This is a genomic window from Bacteroidota bacterium (assembly GCA_016706255.1).
Taxonomy (GTDB): Bacteria; Bacteroidota; Bacteroidia; order Chitinophagales; family BACL12; genus UBA7236.
Window position 1 is genome coordinate 857,460 of record JADJJZ010000003.1, and the last position, 19,888, is coordinate 877,347.

Annotated in this window: 11 protein-coding genes and 2 pseudogenes; 4 read left to right on the top strand and 9 right to left on the bottom strand. The window is 37.2% G+C overall.

Annotation, left to right across the window (positions count from 1 at the left end):
• Positions 1–20: 20 nt before the first annotated feature.
• Together IPI65_05510 and IPI65_05515 are read right to left on the bottom strand one after the other, a co-directional pair.
• On the bottom strand, positions 21–830 hold the full coding sequence (locus IPI65_05510; GenBank protein ID MBK7440987.1) for a class I SAM-dependent methyltransferase: 810 nt from the start codon (positions 828–830) through the stop codon (positions 21–23).
• A gap of 3 nt (positions 831–833) precedes the next feature.
• Positions 834–3,332, bottom strand: a complete 2,499-nt coding sequence (locus tag IPI65_05515) for a YfhO family protein (GenBank protein MBK7440988.1) — start codon at positions 3,330–3,332, stop codon at positions 834–836.
• A gap of 99 nt (positions 3,333–3,431) precedes the next feature.
• Between IPI65_05515 and IPI65_05520 the strand changes: the two genes are divergently transcribed.
• Positions 3,432–4,727: a glycosyltransferase gene (locus tag IPI65_05520; GenBank protein MBK7440989.1), complete on the top strand. Its 1,296-nt coding sequence runs from the start codon at positions 3,432–3,434 to the stop codon at positions 4,725–4,727.
• Here IPI65_05520 and wecB read toward each other — a convergent pair.
• The gene (wecB, locus tag IPI65_05525) at positions 4,719–5,810 is read right to left on the bottom strand and encodes a UDP-N-acetylglucosamine 2-epimerase (non-hydrolyzing) (protein ID MBK7440990.1); all 1,092 of its coding nucleotides are present in this window, start codon (positions 5,808–5,810) and stop codon (positions 4,719–4,721) included. The genes IPI65_05520 and wecB overlap by 9 nt on opposite strands.
• A gap of 101 nt (positions 5,811–5,911) precedes the next feature.
• Here wecB and IPI65_05530 point away from each other — a divergent pair, with 101 nt between their 5' ends.
• Both IPI65_05530 and pfkA read left to right on the top strand, forming a co-directional pair.
• Positions 5,912–6,853, top strand: a complete 942-nt coding sequence (locus IPI65_05530; GenBank protein ID MBK7440991.1) for an NAD-dependent epimerase/dehydratase family protein — start codon at positions 5,912–5,914, stop codon at positions 6,851–6,853.
• A gap of 29 nt (positions 6,854–6,882) precedes the next feature.
• Positions 6,883–7,853 (top strand): annotated as a pseudogene (gene pfkA / locus IPI65_05535) (6-phosphofructokinase).
• Between the two features lies 1 nt (position 7,854).
• Here pfkA and IPI65_05540 read toward each other — a convergent pair.
• The 5 genes from IPI65_05540 to IPI65_05560 form a co-directional block, all read right to left on the bottom strand.
• Positions 7,855–9,267, bottom strand: coding sequence for a T9SS type A sorting domain-containing protein (locus IPI65_05540; GenBank protein ID MBK7440992.1), 1,413 nt, complete (start codon positions 9,265–9,267; stop codon positions 7,855–7,857).
• 131 nt (positions 9,268–9,398) lie between these two features.
• Positions 9,399–10,544: a putative porin gene (locus IPI65_05545; GenBank protein ID MBK7440993.1), complete on the bottom strand. Its 1,146-nt coding sequence runs from the start codon at positions 10,542–10,544 to the stop codon at positions 9,399–9,401.
• Positions 10,545–10,578: 34 nt separating this feature from the next.
• Positions 10,579–11,883 (bottom strand): hypothetical protein, encoded by a 1,305-nt coding sequence (locus tag IPI65_05550; GenBank protein ID MBK7440994.1) that lies wholly within the window; start codon positions 11,881–11,883, stop codon positions 10,579–10,581.
• 163 nt (positions 11,884–12,046) lie between these two features.
• A complete protein-coding gene (gene rlmB, locus IPI65_05555) occupies positions 12,047–12,811 on the bottom strand; it encodes a 23S rRNA (guanosine(2251)-2'-O)-methyltransferase RlmB (protein ID MBK7440995.1) in 765 nt (254 codons plus the stop codon).
• Positions 12,792–16,217, bottom strand: a complete 3,426-nt coding sequence (locus IPI65_05560; protein MBK7440996.1) for a DUF2723 domain-containing protein — start codon at positions 16,215–16,217, stop codon at positions 12,792–12,794. Before IPI65_05560 ends, rlmB begins: the two co-directional genes overlap by 20 nt.
• 148 nt (positions 16,218–16,365) lie before the next feature.
• On the opposite strand from IPI65_05560, the gene IPI65_05565 reads away from it, so the two are divergent.
• Positions 16,366–18,051, top strand: coding sequence for a Na/Pi cotransporter family protein (locus IPI65_05565; protein ID MBK7440997.1), 1,686 nt, complete (start codon positions 16,366–16,368; stop codon positions 18,049–18,051).
• A 61-nt stretch (positions 18,052–18,112) separates the two neighbouring features.
• Here IPI65_05565 and IPI65_05570 read toward each other — a convergent pair.
• Positions 18,113–19,835: pseudogene (locus IPI65_05570) on the bottom strand (MFS transporter).
• Positions 19,836–19,888: the final 53 nt, after the last annotated feature.

Here is a 19,888-nt window from a genome sequence, read left to right on the forward strand (position 1 = left end):
AAAAATACAATAAGCAAATTTTATTTCCAGGCTTTCACAATTAAACCGGTTCCGGTTGCATGTTTACCGTTCACATCCATTTTATTTAAAATTAAACAGAAGGGAAAAGTAATGAGGTAATAAAATGGAATTAGGATGAAAAATAATTTAGAAACATTCAGCATTTGCAAAGGGTATTTCATGGAAAGTCGCCACGAAATTTTACCCGGATTTCCGTAAGCATAATACGCTTCGGTTTTGCTGAAACCGGCCAGCTTTAATTTATCCTGAATATCATTAATATTATAACCGTCGCGCACATGTTCTTCGATAAAAGAAGCTTCACCATCGCCGGAAACATCGGAACCACCCTGATCGGAAGGTGTTGAAATGAGCAGCATGGCGCCGGGTTTTAACGAGGTGTGATAATTTTTGAATACCTGTACATCTTCCAATACATGTTCCATTACATCGACACAAACAATTAAATCGAAATGTCCGGGAATGGTAAATGTGGTTAAATCTTTTACCTGAAAGCGGATATTGGTTTTACCGATTTGTTTGAAAAAACGATTGCAATCATCAATCTGCTCTTCTTTAACATCTACCCCTAAAAATTTCCATTTATTGCTCATGGAATTGAGGTAATATGAATACTGACCGAAACCTGAGCCGGCATCTAAAATATGTTGTTCCGCCTCGCGTTTACCTTTTGCCCAGGCTTTTAATTCTTTATGAATATGCCATGACCTTAATAATAACAGGTCGAGCATTTTATAAAACAGAATACGTAATGCAGGTGTTTTTTTAAAAACGTTTCCCAGACTTCTTTTTACCGGATCGTATTGCATGAATTAAATCTTATTGTCGTTTAGGGTATTTTTTGATTCTTTTCGATAAGCCATAAATGCACCGGCAGCAACTAATAATAATATTAAAGAAGATGCTGCGGTTGATATTTTTTTACCGGTATAAAAAGAATGTGGTTCAAATTTAAATACGATTTCATGTTCACCTTTTGGTATCCACAAACCGCGTAATAAATAATTTGCGCGGAAATGGTCAACATATTTTCCATCGATATATGCTTTCCAGTCCTCATTACCACGATACCAAATTTCAGAAAATACGGCAGGTGCATCAACATTACTTTTTGATGTGTAGGAAATTTCATCCATACCATATTTTTTTAATTTAATACTGCTGCTGGAGTCGCGCTGAATGGTTGTTGCAGGAATACTATTTTTAAATTCCTGATTTACGATAACGGTTGTTGCAGGATTAAAATTTGCGAGACCTTCAAATTCAGCATCATCATTTTCAACCATACGCACTGAATCAACAAACCAAACATTCCCCAATGCCATCGGATTGCGGTCAACAGATAATTTTCCATTGCGTGCGCCATAAACATATTTTGTATTGAGCATACTAATTACCTGCGGATTTCCTTTGCTTAAATAACCTTCAATTACATCCTGATAACGTTGCAATTTGGCACCGTGATAACCACCAATGCTTTTATATAAATAAGAAGTGCTGCCATCTTTATCTACGTCGGCCATGGTGCTCATAACCCTAAAATATGGGTCAGCATCTTTAATTACAGGAACCGACTGACGGAAACGCTGATCGTAATAATCAGCTTCCACAAAATTGTCTTTACCGAGATATTGTGCATCTACAATAAGTAAATCGATAACCGGTAAAATACAAATTGCTGCAATGGCAATATTGCGAGAAATGGTTTTCTTTAAAAATAAAAATAAGGCTAAAGCAGCTAAGCCAATTAAAAATGTTTCTGTAAATACATCTTTACGAATCATGCTTACGCGTGCATCTTTTATCAGCTCAATAAATGAAGTTGATTGTGGGTCGTTAACCGCAGCAAGGTATGCTTCTTCATTCGGACTTGTTAAATCAAATAAACTGCCTGACATTAACAACATTACACTTATAACCGCAACACTTATTGCAGCCCATTTTAATCCGTTTCTTTTTTTCTCATCACTTAATTCACCTGAAGTACTTAAAAACCGGTCGATGATATAATAACCTAAAACCGGAATGGTGAAACACAAAATGGTCATTGCCATTGATACCGTTCTGAATTTATTATACATCGGGAAATAGTCGAACATAAAATTGTTGAAAGCAGGAAAGTTTTTCCCCCAGCCTAAAAACAACGATAATAATGTTGCGGCTAATAACCACCAGCGTGTTCTGTTATCACCAATTATTAAACCGATAAAAAACAGAAAACATAAAATTGCGCCAACATAAATTGGTCCTGATGTAAACGGCATATCGCCCCAATATTTTCCTGCTTGTCCTGAATATTTTAATAATTCCTGTGCTTTTTGCGGACTTTGTTGATTAACGGATTGTAAATAATTCATCAGCGGGCCTTCAATTGCTTCACCTTTGCTGTCTTGCAAAAATGATTTTCCTGAACCACCGCCTGCAAAATTCGGATACATAATGCTGAATGATTCTGCAACGCCGCTGCTCCATCCGAAAGCATAGTCGCGATTCAAACCGTCTTCACCTTGTTTGTCGGCCTGATGTGTTAAATGTGAACCACCACGAATAGATTCTTTTCCATATTCATAAGTGGTCCATAATTTTGAGGTATTTGCTGCAACGGCAAAACCAACGGTTAATATTACGATGCCGACAACTTTAAATAATTCTGCCAGTTGTTTTGTTTTAACTGCAAAATAAAATTCAGAAATCAGCCAGCATAACAACATTAAAAACATGTAATAATTTATTTGCGGATGGTTGGCTGTAATTTCGAGTGTCATTGCAAATAAGGTAAGTGCACCGCCCAACCAGTATTTTTTGTGGAGGAGATAATTAATTCCCGTGAGCACGAGGGGCATTAACGCGAGCGCATTTACTTTTGTATTGTGACCTGCTTCGATAAATGTGATAAAATACGTACCTAAAGCATAACAAACTGCACCTGAAATGGATAAAAAATTATTTACTTTAAAGCTGCGCAACAATAAAAAGAAGGTTACCATTGCGATAAACATATAATTGGCCGGTCTGGGTAAAAACAGTCCGAGCATTTTATTCACTTTTTCAAATAAATTACCGCTATCATACACTGCAACCTGATAAGTTGGCATACCACCAAACATACTGTTGGTCCATAAAGCAGATTCGCCGGTATTTTCGTAATTGGTGGTAACCTCGTGACTTACGCCAACGAAGTTCATGATATCACCCTGTAATAAAATCTTGCCCTGGAGCAGGGGACTAAAGTACAAAGCACTGAAAATCATAAAAAATGCGAAAATCGCAATATAGGTCAGTAGTTTTTTAGCACCTTTGTTTTGTTCCATAGCAGGTAAAAATTTTGAAGTGCTAAAGTTAAGAACTTCGGGCTAATTGGGGCAATTTGTTAGGTAAGTTGTATAATTTTAACCCGATAAATAATTGTGTTGAAGAAGGTTTTGATAATTACCTATTACTGGCCGCCGGCAGGCGGAGTTCCCGTTCAGCGATGGGTTAAAATGACCAAATACCTGCGCAAATTTGGCTGGGAGCCCGTTATTTACACTGTTACAGCGGGTGAGTATCCGGTTTTGGACAGCACATTGGCACAACAAATTCCTGCTGATATTCAGGTGATAAAAACCCCGATTCGCGAACCGTATACGGTTTACAAACAATTGCTGGGCTACAAAAAAGATGAAAAAGTAAATGCCGGATTTCTGCATGAAAAGAAGAAACAGGGGTTTATGCAAAACCTGGCAGTTTGGGTAAGAGGTAATTTTTTTATTCCTGATGCCCGAAAATTCTGGATAAAACCATCTGTTAAATACCTTACTACTTATTTGAAAAATAATCCCGTTGATGCCATTATTTCAACCGGACCACCGCATAGTATGCATTTAATTGCAGCGGGTGTGAAACAAAATACCGGTATTCCGTGGATAGCAGATTTCCGTGATCCGTGGACTAAAATAGATTATTACAGCGAATTAAAACTTTCCGCTGCTGCGGATAAAAAACATCATCAGTTAGAAAAAAAAGTGCTCACTGAGGCAAATAAGGTAGTTACGGTTAGCTGGCAATGGGCTGCCGATTTTAATAAAATAAATAATGGTAATACAGAGGTAATAACGAATGGATTTGATGCTGCTGATTTTGATCCAGAACCAAAAACATTATTCGAAGGATTTGTTTTGCATCATGTTGGTATGATTAACAAAGCACGTAATCCGGAATTATTATGGGCAGCTTTAGAATCATTATGTAATGAACATCCGGATTTTAATCGCGATTTACAAATTCGTTTTACGGGGAAATCGGACTACAGTGTTTTAGATTATTTGAAAAAATATCATCTCGAAAATAAATTATTTCACGCCGGTCAGGTTAACCATGCAGCAGCAATTGAAGCGATGCAAAAATCTACTGTATTATTATTGTTATTAAATGATACACAGGATATTTTGGGTCGTATTCCGGCAAAATTATTTGAATATCTTGCAGCGAAACGTCCTGTTTTGGCCATTGGAAATCCTGATGGAGATGCAGCAAAAATAATTCGTGAAACGCAGGCAGGTGTTGTTGCTGATTTTAAAGATATTGAAGCAATTAAATCGGCTGTATTATTGATGTATAAACAGTTTCAGCAAAATACACTTCGTGTTGATGCCGGTGCAATCGACCATTATTCACGCGAACAAAATGCAAAAAGTTTGGCCGATTTATTAAATCGTTTAACGTAATTTATTCAGTATTTCGAATATGCGTGCAGTTGCGCGGCCATCCCAAAACGGAGGAATACTTCCTTCTTTATAATTATGTGTTTCTATTTGAGTAATCAGTTGATTAATTGCATTTATATCAGCATCAACAAGTGTATTGGTGCCTAATTGGATGGTTGATGGTCGTTCGGTATTTGGGCGAATGGTAATGCAGGGTTTTTTTCTAAAAGTTGCTTCTTCCTGAATGCCGCCACTATCGGTAACAATAAATTTACAGGTGGCAATTAATTTTTGAAATGCAAAATAATCTAAAGGGTCGGTGAGGATAATATTTTTGTTGGAATTGAGTTTTTCCCAAAGGTGAAAATTGTCTAATTTGCTTTTCGTTCGGGGATGTATGGGAAATACAACCGGATATTTTTCCGATAAATTAAATAACAAATCAATATTTTTTTCGAGGGCAGCTTTATTATCTACATTCGATGGTCGGTGGATGGTAACTAAGGAGAAAAAACCTTTATCTACACCTAATTTTTCCAAAATCGGATTTTCAGCAATTTTTTCATCAAAAGCAACGAGTGCATCAATCATGGTATTGCCGACAAAAAACATATTTTTTTCGGGTTTACCTTCTTCAATTAAATTATCGATACCACTTTGTTCGGTTATAAAAAAATAATCGCTGAGGTTGTCGGTAACGATGCGGTTTATTTCTTCGGGCATCGACTGATCGAAGCTGCGCAAACCACTCTCCACGTGCGCGAGTGGAATGGATAAAATTTGTGCGGTTTCGGCTGCTGCGCGGGTAGAGGTAACATCGCCTACCACCAGCATTAAATCGGGTTTGTAAGTATTATTGAGAAAATGGTTTAACCGGGCTTTGATGATATTTAACTGCATTTCGGGATTTGCAGTGCGGGTGTCGAGCAGGTAATCGGGTGTTATTCCTAATTGCTGAAAGAACACATCTGACAGGTTTTCATCGTAATGCTGACCCGTGTGGACGATACGCAGGTCGAAGTTATACAGTGCAGCATAATGTTTAAACTGCACAATTTTAATAAAATTGGGTCGTGTGCCGACCACCACGAGTAGCTTATTCATTTCAGTTTACGAACGCACGTAAAGGTAAATCATTATATCTTAGCGCAATAAATTTGTAAATATTACGTGTAAGTCTAATTTTGTTCTGTTAAATTGCATACATGCCAGGAGAAACGATACTATTAATAGGTGCCAGCGGCCAGATCGGCGCTGAATTAACAATGTTATTACGCAGTCAGTACGGTAATTCAAATGTAATTGCTGCTGATATTAAACAAGCTGAAGGCGAATTATTTGAATCCGGGCCATTTGAAGTGCTGAATGTACTGGATAAGGCAGGCATAGCCGCGGTGGCCGATAAATATAAGATTACACAGATTTATAATATGGCAGCCATGTTGTCGGCAACAGGAGAAAAATATCCACAAAAAGCATGGCAATTAAATATGGATGGTTTAATTAATACACTTGAAATTGCCCGCGAAAAAGGTATTTCAAAAATGTATTGGCCAAGTTCAATTGCTGCATTCGGGCCTACTACGCCGAAAGTAGATACACCACAAACCACCATTATGGAACCGAATACCATATATGGTATCAGTAAACAGGCAGGGGAAAGATGGTGTGAATGGTATTATTTAAAATATGGATTAGATGTGCGCAGTATTCGTTATCCGGGCATTATCAGTTATAAAACAGAACCTGGTGGTGGAACAACAGATTATGCGGTAGATATTTATTTTAAAGCTAAACAAACCGGAAAGTATACTTGTTATATTGCAGAAGATACCTTGTTGCCTATGATGTATATGCCTGATGCAATTAAAGCAACTATTCAGTTAATGGATGCACCTGCAGATAAAATAAAAATTCGTTCTTCATACAATCTTGCTGCCATGACTTTTTCTCCTAAAATGGTTGGTGCAGCAATAAAAAAATATATTCCTGATTTTGAATTAACTTATGATATCGATTTTCGTCAGAAAATTGCAGAAACATGGCCGGGCAGTATTGATGATAGTTCAGCGCGCAGCGACTGGGGATGGCAACATGAATATGATTTAGATAAAATGACAGTAGATATGCTTAAGCATATTAAATAATAATTAAACAAAAACACAGTACAACTCAAATGAAAAAAATTGCAGTAATGACTTCCGGCGGTGATTCACCGGGTATGAATGCTTGTATCAGGGCAGTAATTCGTACCGGTATTTATCACGGACTGGAAGTGTATGGTATCAGAAGAGGATATGAAGGGATGATTGATGGTGATTTTTATAAAATGGAATCACATGATGTAAGTAATATTATTCAACGCGGCGGCACAATTTTAAAAACTGCGCGTTCGCAACGTTTTATGACTGAGGAAGGCAGAAAAACTGCTTACAATAATTTAAAAAGTCATGGTATTGAAGGTTTTGTTGCTGTTGGGGAGATGGTACTTTTCGCGGGGCAACAGTATTTGAGCAGGAATATGGGATTACCTGTGTTGGCGTTCCGGGAACAATAGATAATGATTTATTCGGGACAGATTATACATTAGGTTTTGATACTGCAATTAATACAGCAATTGATTGTATTGATAAAATTCGCGATACGGCAATTTCGCATAACCGTTTATTTTTTGTGGAAGTAATGGGACGTGATGCCGGATTTATTGCATTAAGTTGCGGTATTGCCGGTGGTGCTGAAGCTATTGTAATTCCTGAAACGGAAACGAATATTGATAATTTAATCAGTATTTTACAAAATGGCTGGTCGCATCAAAAAACTTCGGCTATTGTAATTGTTGCAGAAGGTGATGAACGCGGCGGCGCATTCGAAATTGCGAAACTGGTAAAAGAAAAATTCGATTATTACGATACACGCGTTTCGGTATTGGGACATATACAACGCGGAGGAAATCCGACAGTACGCGATCGTATTTTAGGCAGCCGTTTAGGTATGGCAGCAGTTGAAGCGTTGTTAGATGGCAGAAAAAATGTAATGGCCGGATTAGTGAATGATGAACTTTCGTTTACACCATTCGCTAATGCGACAAAACATCACATGGACATTAATAAACAAATGCTTAAGCTGGTAGAAATACTTGCTTTGTAATTTATAGTTTAATAAAATTTCCGGTAATAATATTATTATTACCAATAGCAGATACCACATAATTTCCGGCAGGTAAATTATTTACATCAATCGTAATTAATTTATCTGCTGTTTTTATTTGTGGTATGGTTATTACTGCTTCACCGTTCATATTATAAATTACAACAGCATTAACAGTATTCATTTGCGGAATCGTTAAACCGATTTCATTTTCTGCAGGGTTTGGGTGAATGGAAATTGATGCTTCTGAAATAGTATTAATATTTAAAAATACACTCGGTTCAAATATTTCTACACCGGCACCTTCACCACCTGTCACAATAACTTTTTCATCAGGAAATTGGTCGGCAGCATAATAATATCGTTCATGGAAAAACATTGGAATTTCTTCCCATATTTCATAAATAAAATTATAAGCATAACTTGAGGAATACGTGAGATCAACACCAAAGCCTGAAGCATTTGTGCCGCCCGGAACTAACATACATGGGATGCTTACATCATATTCAAAATACGAAAACGGAAATACCTGAAAATAACTTTGTGGTGCAGGCATTGCTTCAACTTCTGTCCACGAATCACCATCCTGCATAAATTTTTCAACGCTGGTGGTTCCTTCATAGCCAAAGCCATTAAAATATCTTCCACCTAAAATATAAACGGCATTCATGTGTTCTATAAATGTTGAAGCTGCATAATCTCTGGCTGCATGTAAATCACCAACTTCGGTCCATGTTCCGGCAGTAGGGTCATATATTTCGGTACTGGCCATCTGAAAACCATAATCGGGATTATATCCTCCTGCAACCAATACTTTACCGTTTTCAAATAAAGCAGCGGTATGGTAACTTCTTCCTTTGTGTAAATTATCTACTTCTGTTAAGATATTTAAAGTTGGGTCGTAAATTTCAACTACATCGGTATTTCCATCTTCATTACTATAGCCACCAACTAAAAGCACACGACCATCTTTTAATTTTGTTGCAGTATGTCCTGAGCGTCCGAAACGCATATTGGGGCCATGTGTAAATTCACTTGTAGCCGGATCGAATAATAAAGTGGATTTATAATTAACAAATCCGCCGTCCCAGCCACCTGCTATTAATACTTTACCATTATTTAATAAAGTAGCAGTATGCGAAAAACGAACGCTATCCATTGAACCTGTAAGTGTCCAAACATCCGCCAATGGATCATAAATTTCTGCCGTAGCGGTATTTTGTGTGCCATCGTAACCACCGGTTGACAATACACGTCCATCGGCTAAAACCGTTGTAGTATGACCATTTCGGGAGGTTGTCATGTCGTTAAATACATTCCATGAGCCGGATGTAAATCCTTCAGTGCGATAGGGCGCTTGTGCAAAATTTTGGAAACTCAATAATAGGAGAGCAACAAGTAAACATGTACGCATACAATATATTTTAACCTCAAAAGTAAAAAATATAATCATTCGCTGTAAGGTATTTAACGGATTTTAAATCTATCAAAAAAAGGGTTGAAACATTAAGTTCCAACCCTTGAAGTAATAGCAGCAAAATTTTTTTAGAAAGCGATATTCAAATCCAGTCGGAACCGATTTGCTGTTTCAATTTCTGATTGTGGCGTATTGGCAACAATACCATTACATAAATAAGTTCTGGCAAGTAAATTAAATTTTTGTCCGAAAGCGTAACCTGCTCTTAATTCCATTCCTTCAAAATTGCTGCTTCGTGTTCCGGAAGCACCGGAATAACCCCAGCGCAGCCAGTCATCCTGAGCAAAATAATCTACTACACTATATTTTTCGATATGTGCGTAATAAACACCCAGCATAAAATCTTTTTTATCTTTTAACTGACCTAGTTCAGCGCCAACCACATAGCCGGTTGTTTGATCCTGATGATTATTTGCGACAATTGTGGAATCGGTATAATCTTCTAAATTCAACATTACATCTGCGGTAACAGATATCGGTAATTTAGCTTTGTAAGTATATTTTAATGCACTTACAAACATGGTATAATCTATTTTAAATGTTCCGGTACCGTCAGGTAAATTAGGTAAATCGTTAATACTGAAAATACCTGTTGCAACATTTAATTCCGATTTGTTTTTTGCAACATTTACATGTAACTGAGCAGCTTTTAATGTAACATCAGTATCCAATGGTTTTCCTGTTGAGGAAATAAAAAAGAATCCGGCAGTAGGTTTGAAATGTGTTGTTTCACCAATTTTCCAGTCGTAACCTGCTGCAATACCTTCGGGTGTAACATCCTCATCCCAAAATAATTCGTTGTGATAATAAAACGGATAAGTGTTTTTACCTGTTGATGCCCATAAACCTTTATAATTAAATTTGATGTAAGCTTTATCAAATGCGAGCCCAATTGGTGCAAATTCTCCGGGTGCGCCAAATGTAACGTGTGGTGATTGCTGATCGGTGGCACTTCCTGCACGTAGACGCATGCCAAATTCAACGTAATCGTTGTATTTATATGTTAAGCCAAAACGTGCACGTGTGCGCAAACGCAAACGATTATCGTTGGTGTCGCCGGCGGCTGTTATATTCATCCAGTCGTATTCTGCTCTGGTGCGCAGGTCGGCATTAAATTTAATTTTATCCCAAAATGGATTCACAGGTGGTGTGGTTTGTGCAGACAAAGCTGCAGTTATTGTAAAAAATACAATAAGTATTAAAAATTTTTGCATAAAGTTTTTTTTGAAGCGTGTGAATGAATGGTAATTATTGTGGAAGTTCAATTACATAATGGCCAACAAATGCGTGGCGTTCAAATGATAATAATAAAATGTGCACCCGGTTTGGATTTCCTTCTTCCCTAAATAAAAGCGGACCATCAGTGCCGACAGTATGACTGTCGAGCCATAATCCATTGCCGTCTAAGAGTAATCCGTAATAAGGATTTTCGAGTGATGAATTACTGATAATATCAGCGTATGCATTATAAAAAGAATGATTGCCAATTCCCATTGAACGTTGAAAACCGTTGTGCATATTTTCAGGTAGTAGTACCGGAATTTTATCCGGATTTATTCCGCCAATTACATATTGAACAGGATTGCCATTGTAATTAAAAATTAATTTAATTTCAATTGTTTTTGATTTTGCCGAATTCGTTGATGTTGTGGTTGAATAAATTACTTTCGATAAATCTTTAAGCATACTCAACTGTGTGGCGCGCGGTTGGGTTTTAGTATACATACCCGGCGCTGCGAAGGTTGCAAATTTTGTGGTATCGTTTAAAAAATTATTGATGCTGCTATAATTTACCGGATAAATAATATTTTTTGCTTTTGTCTGCCGTTCACCTTTTAATGGATACAGTTCGTTGTTGAGGTTTTTAAATGGCAATTCGTTTGATGCTTCTACTTTACGTAAAACACCAAGGTCAACATATTCATTACTGCGGGTGCCATAATTTTTTAACATTTCATTATACGCAGTTATTTCTATGCCATTGCGCGATTTGAATAATTGATTATATAATTCATCGGGAAAGGTAAACCAGCATTGAAAATATAATACCTCTTTATCGTTTTCTTTGGTGAAGAAAATAATTTCCCACGCACCTTTACCTAAACAATTATTTGCAATATCAACACGGGTTACAATTTTATCTTCATCACCGGCGCCGTTTGTGGTAAACTGCTGGTTATTAAATTTCACCTGTATACGATTCCATTCCTGATTTAATAAAGCCAGATAAGTGAGGTAATCGTTGCCTTTCACATAAAATGGCACAGATGGCATCATTTCTTCTAAATTGATATCTTTTAATCCGATGCTGTCGCTTTTTGCATTGCCCGGTGTAATTACAATATCAAATTTCCCTGTTGAGCTGGGAGTAAAAATAATTTCGTTGTGACTGTAAATGCCTGCCTGTGCGCTTCTGAATCCGATACTGTTGTTATCGGGATATTGTTCATCGGTCATGCGCATAATTGATGCACGTACCGATTTATCTGATGATTGTGCGGACAAAAAAAGCCCGATACTCATTACTGAGCATAATAAAATAATTTTTTTCATTTTGTTTGCCTGTTTGAGCAGCAAAAATAGACCTATGCAAGTGAGCAACTGGTAATTTTTTGTTAATGACTTCAAACGTTGTTTAAATGTTTCAGCGCATAAAATTCCAACAACAGCTGTTAAGTAGTTGAAAATGATGTAATTAGCAGAAAAAATAAAAATATTACATACGTTGGCGCATCACTTCATATAATAACATACCTGCTGCAACGGAAACATTATAGGAGTCGAAATTATTTTGCAGTGGAATTTTCACGGTAGTGGTTAAATATTTTCGTGACAATGCGCTTATACCTTCATCTTCTGCACCCATAATTATTGCGGTGGGAACAGTAAGGTCGGTATCGAAAACATATTTTGAAGCATTACCATCGGCACCAATTATCTGAATGCCGTTTAATTGGAGATATTTTAATACCAGTTCATAATTTTTTTCGCGACAAACCGGAATTTGTTGCAATGCACCGGCGCTGGTTTTAATGGCATCACTATTAACGGGCGCTGCGCTATGAGCGGGGATTACAATTGCGTGTACACCGCTTGCCCAGGCTGTTCTGGCAATAGCACCAAAATTTCGAACATCGGTAATGCCATCTAGAATTAAAATCAATGGTGTTTCGCCGCGTTCGATAACAAAAGGAATAATATCATCAATTTTTTGAAAACTGATGGCAGCAGTAAAGGCAATCACCCCCTGGTGATTGCCTCCTGTTAATGCATTTAATTTTTCGATTGGCACATATTGCAGCGGTATTGCTTTTTCTGCTGCTTTTTGTTTTATGAGCGGAACGATATCGCCCTGTGCCGAATTTTGTAGTAGAATTTTATCTACTGTTTTATCGCTATTCAGTAATTCAGCAACCGGTTGTCTGCCGAATACCAGATTATCAAATTTTTTCCGTTGTCGTTTATTTTCTGCCTCTCTCATTCGGTGCTAATATGCCGTATTTCATACGTAACGTTTCCCATTCCTTATCCAGTGCCTGTGAAAAATCAGCATCACCTGCTTTGCGCGATAAATCAATAGTATAATAAACCCATGTTTCTGAACGCAATTTATCATCTTCAAACATTGAAGCTGTTAATGTACTTTGTTGGGTCATTTTGTAATAATATTCTAATTCACTCATTACGCGGTCTTTCATCGATTTTACGATGTCCATCGCTTTTTCATTTTCACCTAAGCGCTGATAAACCTGAGCAACATTAATCATATTAAAATCGTAAGGAATACTGGAAGCCGGAAATAACTGATCCATTAAACTTAAAACGGTCAGCATTTTTTCTTTTTTCTCAGCACTTTCTTTCATCAGTTGCTGACCAACTTCATCATATTCTAAATTCACGGTATCGGTCATCATTTGACGTGCCTGTGCTTCAAGGTATTGACGTTCTTCATCCAGGCTTTTTACTAACTCAAAATAATTCATATATTTTGCTGTTAATATAGAACCCATTCCGCTTGGGTCAACATACATTTTACCACCACGTTCAACACCACCGTAAGTAAATTTATCTTTTTGATTTACCAGTAAATCGTATTGAATATCGGTGTTCATTTGTTTGCGATAACCATCCATTACCGATTTATCATTTTCCATTTCAACCGGCATCAGCTGATAAACCATGTTGCGCTGCATGAGGTATTTTTCCATACCTAAGTGTGATTCACCTGTTACGCTGATGGCAAAACAAATTGGACGAGTATTGATATTATTTGCAACAATATCTAACGTCATCAAATCATTTTTTAATAATGTTCCACGTTTTAAATCGAAGGTGAGTTCTTTTTTCATCGCTTCCACCATTGATTCAGGAACAATATTATTTTTTTTCATTGCATCGGCATCAATGGTAATTTTAAATTTCTTAGTAGGCACATAATTAAAATAATCATCTAACCCTTCACTGTAAATCTGGAATTTAGGATCGTCCTGACCAATAAATTTAATTACCTCACTCAATTCCATGGTTTGGTTTTTAAATTTACTCTTGTCATTATCTACAATCTGATTACGTTTATCACCAATAATTTTATCTGATGATAACGTAAGCGGAATTGCTTTTGAATCGTTTGTGGCATGACGCAACTGATTAATATACCAATCTACACCCAATAAACTTAAATTCACAATACGAATATCCGTTCTAATTCCTTCCACTTCCTGTGCATACCATAGCGGATAAGTATCATTATCGCCTTGTGTAAATAGAATTGCATTTGGCGGACAGGACTCCAAATAATTTCTTGCAATATCACGTGCAAAAGTGCGGTCTGAACGATTGTGATCATCCCAACCTTGTTGTGCCATAAGCAGCGGTGCAGGTAAACATAAAATAAATGCTATTGCCGCAACAGCCATTTCTTTTTTCATGATATTATTAATCAGATATGCAATACCACCCATGAGCAACATCACTGCCAAAGCATAAATGCTAATCATTATAAACATGGTAAATGAATACATGGTTAATCCTAAAAAGAACATAGCAAGCAAAATTATTCCTGCATACAATAAATATTCCTGAATCGTTTTTGTTTTAAAGTTTTTCGCTAAATCAATTATTGCACCGATACCAAAACCAATCCATATTGCAAATGCAAAAAATGCACCTACCTGCGCATAATCACGTTCACGTGGTTCGGTTGGTGGCTGGTTCATGTTGATGATGTTCATGATACCCATAAATAAAAACAGGGTTAACACGACAGCAAATCCGCGTTTATCTTTTCGCAATTGATAAGCCATACCCATGATACCGATAATAAATGGCAACATGTAATAAGTATTATGCGTAACTAAATCTTTTAATGAAGCAGGAACATCAACTAATTGCTCATTTTTAGTTTTATCGATAGCTTCAATCCCGGTAATCCAGTTACCATCTTTATAACCATCATAAAAATTACCTTGTGTATCGTTTTGTCGACCGGAAAAATTCCACATGAAATAACGCCAAAACATATGACCAAACTGGTAATTAAATAAAAATCCTAAGTTATCTCCATACGAAGGAACATAGGTTTCTTCATTTTGCGGATCAACACCAACATAATCATAATATAATCCGGCATGGCGATCTTCAAGTGAACCCATACGTGGAAATAAAACCTGCTTATTACGTTCTTTGAGTAATAATGCTTTATCATTTACATTCGGTCCTGAAAGATATTCGGAAGGAATTTTATATACAGGTTCAAATTCATGAGAAACAACCTGGTAACCATCTTTTCCTTCAACTACACCATATTTTGCTTTTCCTTTTTTATAATCTACCGGTTGCGCTGTCCAGTAAGGGCCATAAAATAATGCGCGACTTCCGTATTGTTCACGTTTTAGGTAAGATAAAAATGAGTGCACATCATTAATTCCGTTCATATTAATAACGGGTTCAGCTTTTGCACGGATTAACACCATGGCATAAGAAGTTAAACCAATTATTAACATGCTGAACGACATCATCACAATATATAATGCACGTTTTCCTTTTTGAATAGCATAACGAACGGTATAAATAATACCACCAATTACGAGCAATGAAAAGAATATAATTCCGGTGCCATAAGGTAAATTCATTCCGTTTACAAATACACGGTCAAAACCTGCTGCAATGGCAATAAATTTATCGAGGATACCATATAATACAAATGCAACTAAAGCTGTTCCGAGTAATAAAGTATAAATTAAACCTTTGCGGGTATAAGTATAATTTTTAAAATAATAGATTAAAGCAATCGCAGGAATAACGAGTAATGCCAATAAGTGCACACCGATACTTAATCCCATCATGAGCGCCATAAATAATATCCAGCGGTCTGAATTTGGATCATCAGCATGTGCTTCCCATTTTACGATAGTCCAGAAAATTAATATGAAGAAAAATGTTGCTAACGCATATACTTCTGATTCAACTGCAGAAAACCAGATACTATCCATAAAAATAAAACAGCCTGCACCAATAATTCCACCAAAAATGATGGTAGCGATTTGACTTCCGGTTGGTTCGTTGATACCTGCAACTGCTTTACGCATCATACGTGTTACAATCCAGAAAACAAACAAAGCACCGAATGCGGTGGACAGGGCTGAGAAGAAGTTTGTCATTATCGGGACCTGTTCGGGTCCGGAGGCAAACAGTGTGAAAATACGACCTACCATTAAAAAGATCGGTGCTCCCGGTGGATGCACTACTTGTAATTTGTATGTGGCTGCAATAAACTCACCGCAATCCCAGAAACTGGCGGTTGCTTCCATGGTGGAGGTGTATACTACCAGGGCAATCGCGAAAATAATCCAACCTGTTATGTTGTTGATCCTACTGAAACTCTTCATTCCTTTTATATTAAGTGGCGTAAAGATAAATAATTGGAATCGAAGGAATTTCAGTAGTTGTGTTATTATTTGTGAAATCTTAAGCAAGCATGATACAGGTCGGCACTTATTAGCTAAAAAATGAGTAGGTTAGCCTTTCTAAATCGCTATGGGACTAAACGTTTGGTTGATTTTTGGGGGTGTGGGCATTTTCCTGTTTGGCATACTGATGCTGGAGCAGGCGCTTCAAAATTTAATGAGTCGCCGTTTCAAGCTGTTTTTGAAGAAGCAGACGGGCAATACTTTTCGGGCGATTTTTAGTGGAACCCTTATTACTGCTGTGTTACAGAGCAGTTCAGTGGTTAATTTTATGGTGCTGGCCTTTGTCAGTTCAGGGGTAATAACACTGCGTAATGCCCTGGCTGTGATTATGGGCACAAACCTTGGAACTACCCTAAACAGCTGGATAGTGGCTACACTGGGCTTTAAAGTGGATATAGCGGCTTTTGCCTATCCGGTTGCCGGTTTGGCGGGGATGTTCCTCTTCATTTTTAAGCATAAGAACCGCCTGGAGCCACTTTTTAAGTTTTTGATGGGATTTAGTTTTCTATTTATCGGACTGGAGCTAATGAAGGAATCAGCCGAGTCGGAAGCGATTCAGCAGGTATTTAGCCGTTTTCAGGACAGCGGGGCATGGGTTTTCCTGTTGCTAGGCTTTGTTGCTACCACCATAACCCAAAGCAGCGCGGCAACCGTGGCTATTACGCTGAGTTTCCTGAATCAGCAGTTGATTGGATTTGAATCTGCCATGGCTGTCGTAATCGGCTCCGAAGTGGGCACTTCCGTAAAATTGTTATTAGGAGCATTAGATGGGGTTGCAGTTAAGCAAAGAGTGTCGGTGGGTAATTTTCTATACAATGTGGTAACTACCATAGTAGCATTTATTTTATTGCGGCCAACAGCGGTGTTGATTCAGGATGTTTTGGGCATATCAAATCCATTAACCGGACTGGCGACATTTCAAACGCTGATGAATTTTGGGAGTATACTGTTGTTTTTACCGTTCCTGAATGTTTTTAGTAAGTGGTTGGAAAAACGATTTAGGCATGAGGATAGAAAACTCACTATGTTTATTCAGCCACATCAGCCTGTTATAGTGGCAACGGCATTCGAATTATTACGTTCGGAAACCTGGTTTTTTATTAATCAGTGTAAAATTTTTACGGCGCATCAGTTTAGGGTAGAGGAACAAACACTGCATATCCCGGAAGTTTTTTTGCAACACCATCAACAACACGATTTAAATAGGAAATCGGTGGATGATTGGTATCATTTTTTGAAGGAACACTATGGAGAAATTCAGACATTTTATATTCAGTTAAAAATGAAATCATTAGATGCAGACGAGGTGAAAGAAATTGACCAGTTAATGGCTGCATTGCGCAGTGGTATGCATGCAGTAAAATGTATTCATGATATTGACCATGATATAGCGGAATTAAAAAATTCTTCAAATGAAATTAAGTTTAATTTTTTGCAACACATGAATACCCAGCAACAACTATTTTATAATAGTTTGTTTTTTGAAGATAAGCAGCAGACCGATGATGAAGCGATATTTAACAAATTGGTTGATTTATTAAAAGCTGTTCAACACACCTATAATGAACATCTGCAACATATTTACAGCATCTCATCTGAACATCAATTATCGGATATTGAAATTGCTACACTGATGAATTTTAATCGGGAAATTTTCACCGGCAATAAATCACTTATCATGAGTTGGAAAAATTATCTGCTCAGTCCTGAACGCTCAGAAAAATTCAGTGATTTACCGACATACCTCGCCTGATAAAAATTAGCAACATTCGGCTAATTAAATCTACCCCCTAAAAAAATTAATTTATAATAAATTAATGTGCTTCGGAAGCACCAATTTGAACACCCTGTTTTTTTAATAATTTAGAAACTGCTAATGCAAACCAAGCTAAATATGCAAAACATAAAACGGTAACCCAATATGAAGGATGGATTCCGATTATATCTGCAAGTTTACCCTGAATTGGCGGAATAATACCACCACCTAAAATCATCATAATTAAAAATGCAGAACCCTGAGAAGGTATATTTTCCTAAACCTGCAATTGATAATGCAAAAATATTCGGCCACATTATACTGCAAAATAAACCACCGCTTAAGAATGCAAAAATGGCAATTGTTCCGGTAGATAAAATACCAATTAACATGGCAGTTACACCTAATGCAGCGAAAATAAATAATGTTCTTGCCGGTTTATCTTTTCCGTAAAAGAATGCGGCAATTTGAATAATTACGCAAACGATATAAGCGTATAACGGCGTCATATCGTGACCTGCGAGTGTATTTACGCCAATAATTACTCCAAAAGCAATTATAGGAACTAAAATCATTAATAATTTTTTGCGCATGCCATAAACCGAAAATGCAGCAACGGAACCGGCCCATCGACCAATCATTAAACTGCCCCAGTACATCGAAATATAAGGCGCAATTTCAGAGGCTTGAAATCCGCCAAATGCATCCTGTTTTAATAATTCGGATAAATTACTTTGAATTGTTACTTCAACACCAACATAAGTGAATATACCAAGCATACCCAAAACTAATTGAGGGTAGTGTAATGCGCCCCAGCCTTCCTGATTTTTTGATGCGCGTGATTTAGCAAATAATAAACCACCAACAATTACAACCAGCGCTCCTGATAATAATAACATCCTTTTATTTTCAATAGGTGCATTTAATTCATGAATGGCTTCGGTTTGTGCGGCAATTGCTGCAGTATCCGTTGCTGGAATTTCTGCTAATGCAGTGCGCATATTTTCCACTTCCTGTGCATCACTTGTTTTATAACTACTGAATACAACGGTAAAAATTACAACTAACGCAAGTGTAATTCCAACTAATGTGCGTAAAGCATGGTTTGCTTTTTCAACGTGCGCGTCAATTTTTCCATCAGGCACTTTTTTCGAAGTGAAAAACAATAATGCACAAATTACAAATAAAGCACCGATGCCGCAATATAATAATGTGATGGTATTTAATTCAAGTGAATTAACCATTTCGTCGGTATGTGAAACGGCGCCAAACAATGCTAAACCAACTATAATTGGGCCAATGGTTGTACCAAATGAATTTACGGCGCCACCAAGTGTTATTCTGGTATTACCGGTTGCCGGATCACCCAAGGTTATTGAAAAAGGTTGTGCTGCAGTTTGTTGCAATGAAAATCCGAGGGCAACAATAAATAAGCTAAATAATATACCGCCAAATCCGCCGAAGTTAACGGCAACTATCATTGCCAGCGAACCTAAAAATGAAAATAATAATCCGTAAACAATACTGCGTTTATATCCCCAGGCAGAAACCAAATCGGACTGGCGGACAACGCTTAAAATAAATAAAGTGAGTGCACCTAAATAATATGCACCGTAAAAAGCAAAGTCGATTAACTGCGACTGAAACTGGTCGAGATGAAAATAATTTTTACAGAATGGAATAAAAACCCCGTTACCGGAAGCGATGAACCCCCAGAAAAAGAAAACGGTTACCAGGGTAGAAAGGGCACTGTAATTGGTTTTAATTGTTGGTTGCGTCATAATTTGCTGATTTACGGTTATGCCTGAAAGCTTATGCTATGCAAATAAGTGAA

Coding starts and splice junctions, on each gene's coding strand:
- IPI65_05545 (MBK7440993.1), bottom strand. CDS start 10,544: ATGCAAAAATTTTTAATACTTATTGTATTTTTTACAATAACTGCAGCT.
- IPI65_05530 (MBK7440991.1), top strand. CDS start 5,912: ATGCCAGGAGAAACGATACTATTAATAGGTGCCAGCGGCCAGATCGGC.
- IPI65_05540 (MBK7440992.1), bottom strand. CDS start 9,267: ATGCGTACATGTTTACTTGTTGCTCTCCTATTATTGAGTTTCCAAAAT.
- IPI65_05515 (MBK7440988.1), bottom strand. CDS start 3,332: ATGGAACAAAACAAAGGTGCTAAAAAACTACTGACCTATATTGCGATT.
- IPI65_05560 (MBK7440996.1), bottom strand. CDS start 16,217: ATGAAGAGTTTCAGTAGGATCAACAACATAACAGGTTGGATTATTTTC.
- wecB (MBK7440990.1), bottom strand. CDS start 5,810: ATGAATAAGCTACTCGTGGTGGTCGGCACACGACCCAATTTTATTAAA.
- rlmB (MBK7440995.1), bottom strand. CDS start 12,811: ATGAGAGAGGCAGAAAATAAACGACAACGGAAAAAATTTGATAATCTG.
- IPI65_05510 (MBK7440987.1), bottom strand. CDS start 830: ATGCAATACGATCCGGTAAAAAGAAGTCTGGGAAACGTTTTTAAAAAA.
- IPI65_05565 (MBK7440997.1), top strand. CDS start 16,366: ATGGGACTAAACGTTTGGTTGATTTTTGGGGGTGTGGGCATTTTCCTG.
- IPI65_05550 (MBK7440994.1), bottom strand. CDS start 11,883: ATGAAAAAAATTATTTTATTATGCTCAGTAATGAGTATCGGGCTTTTT.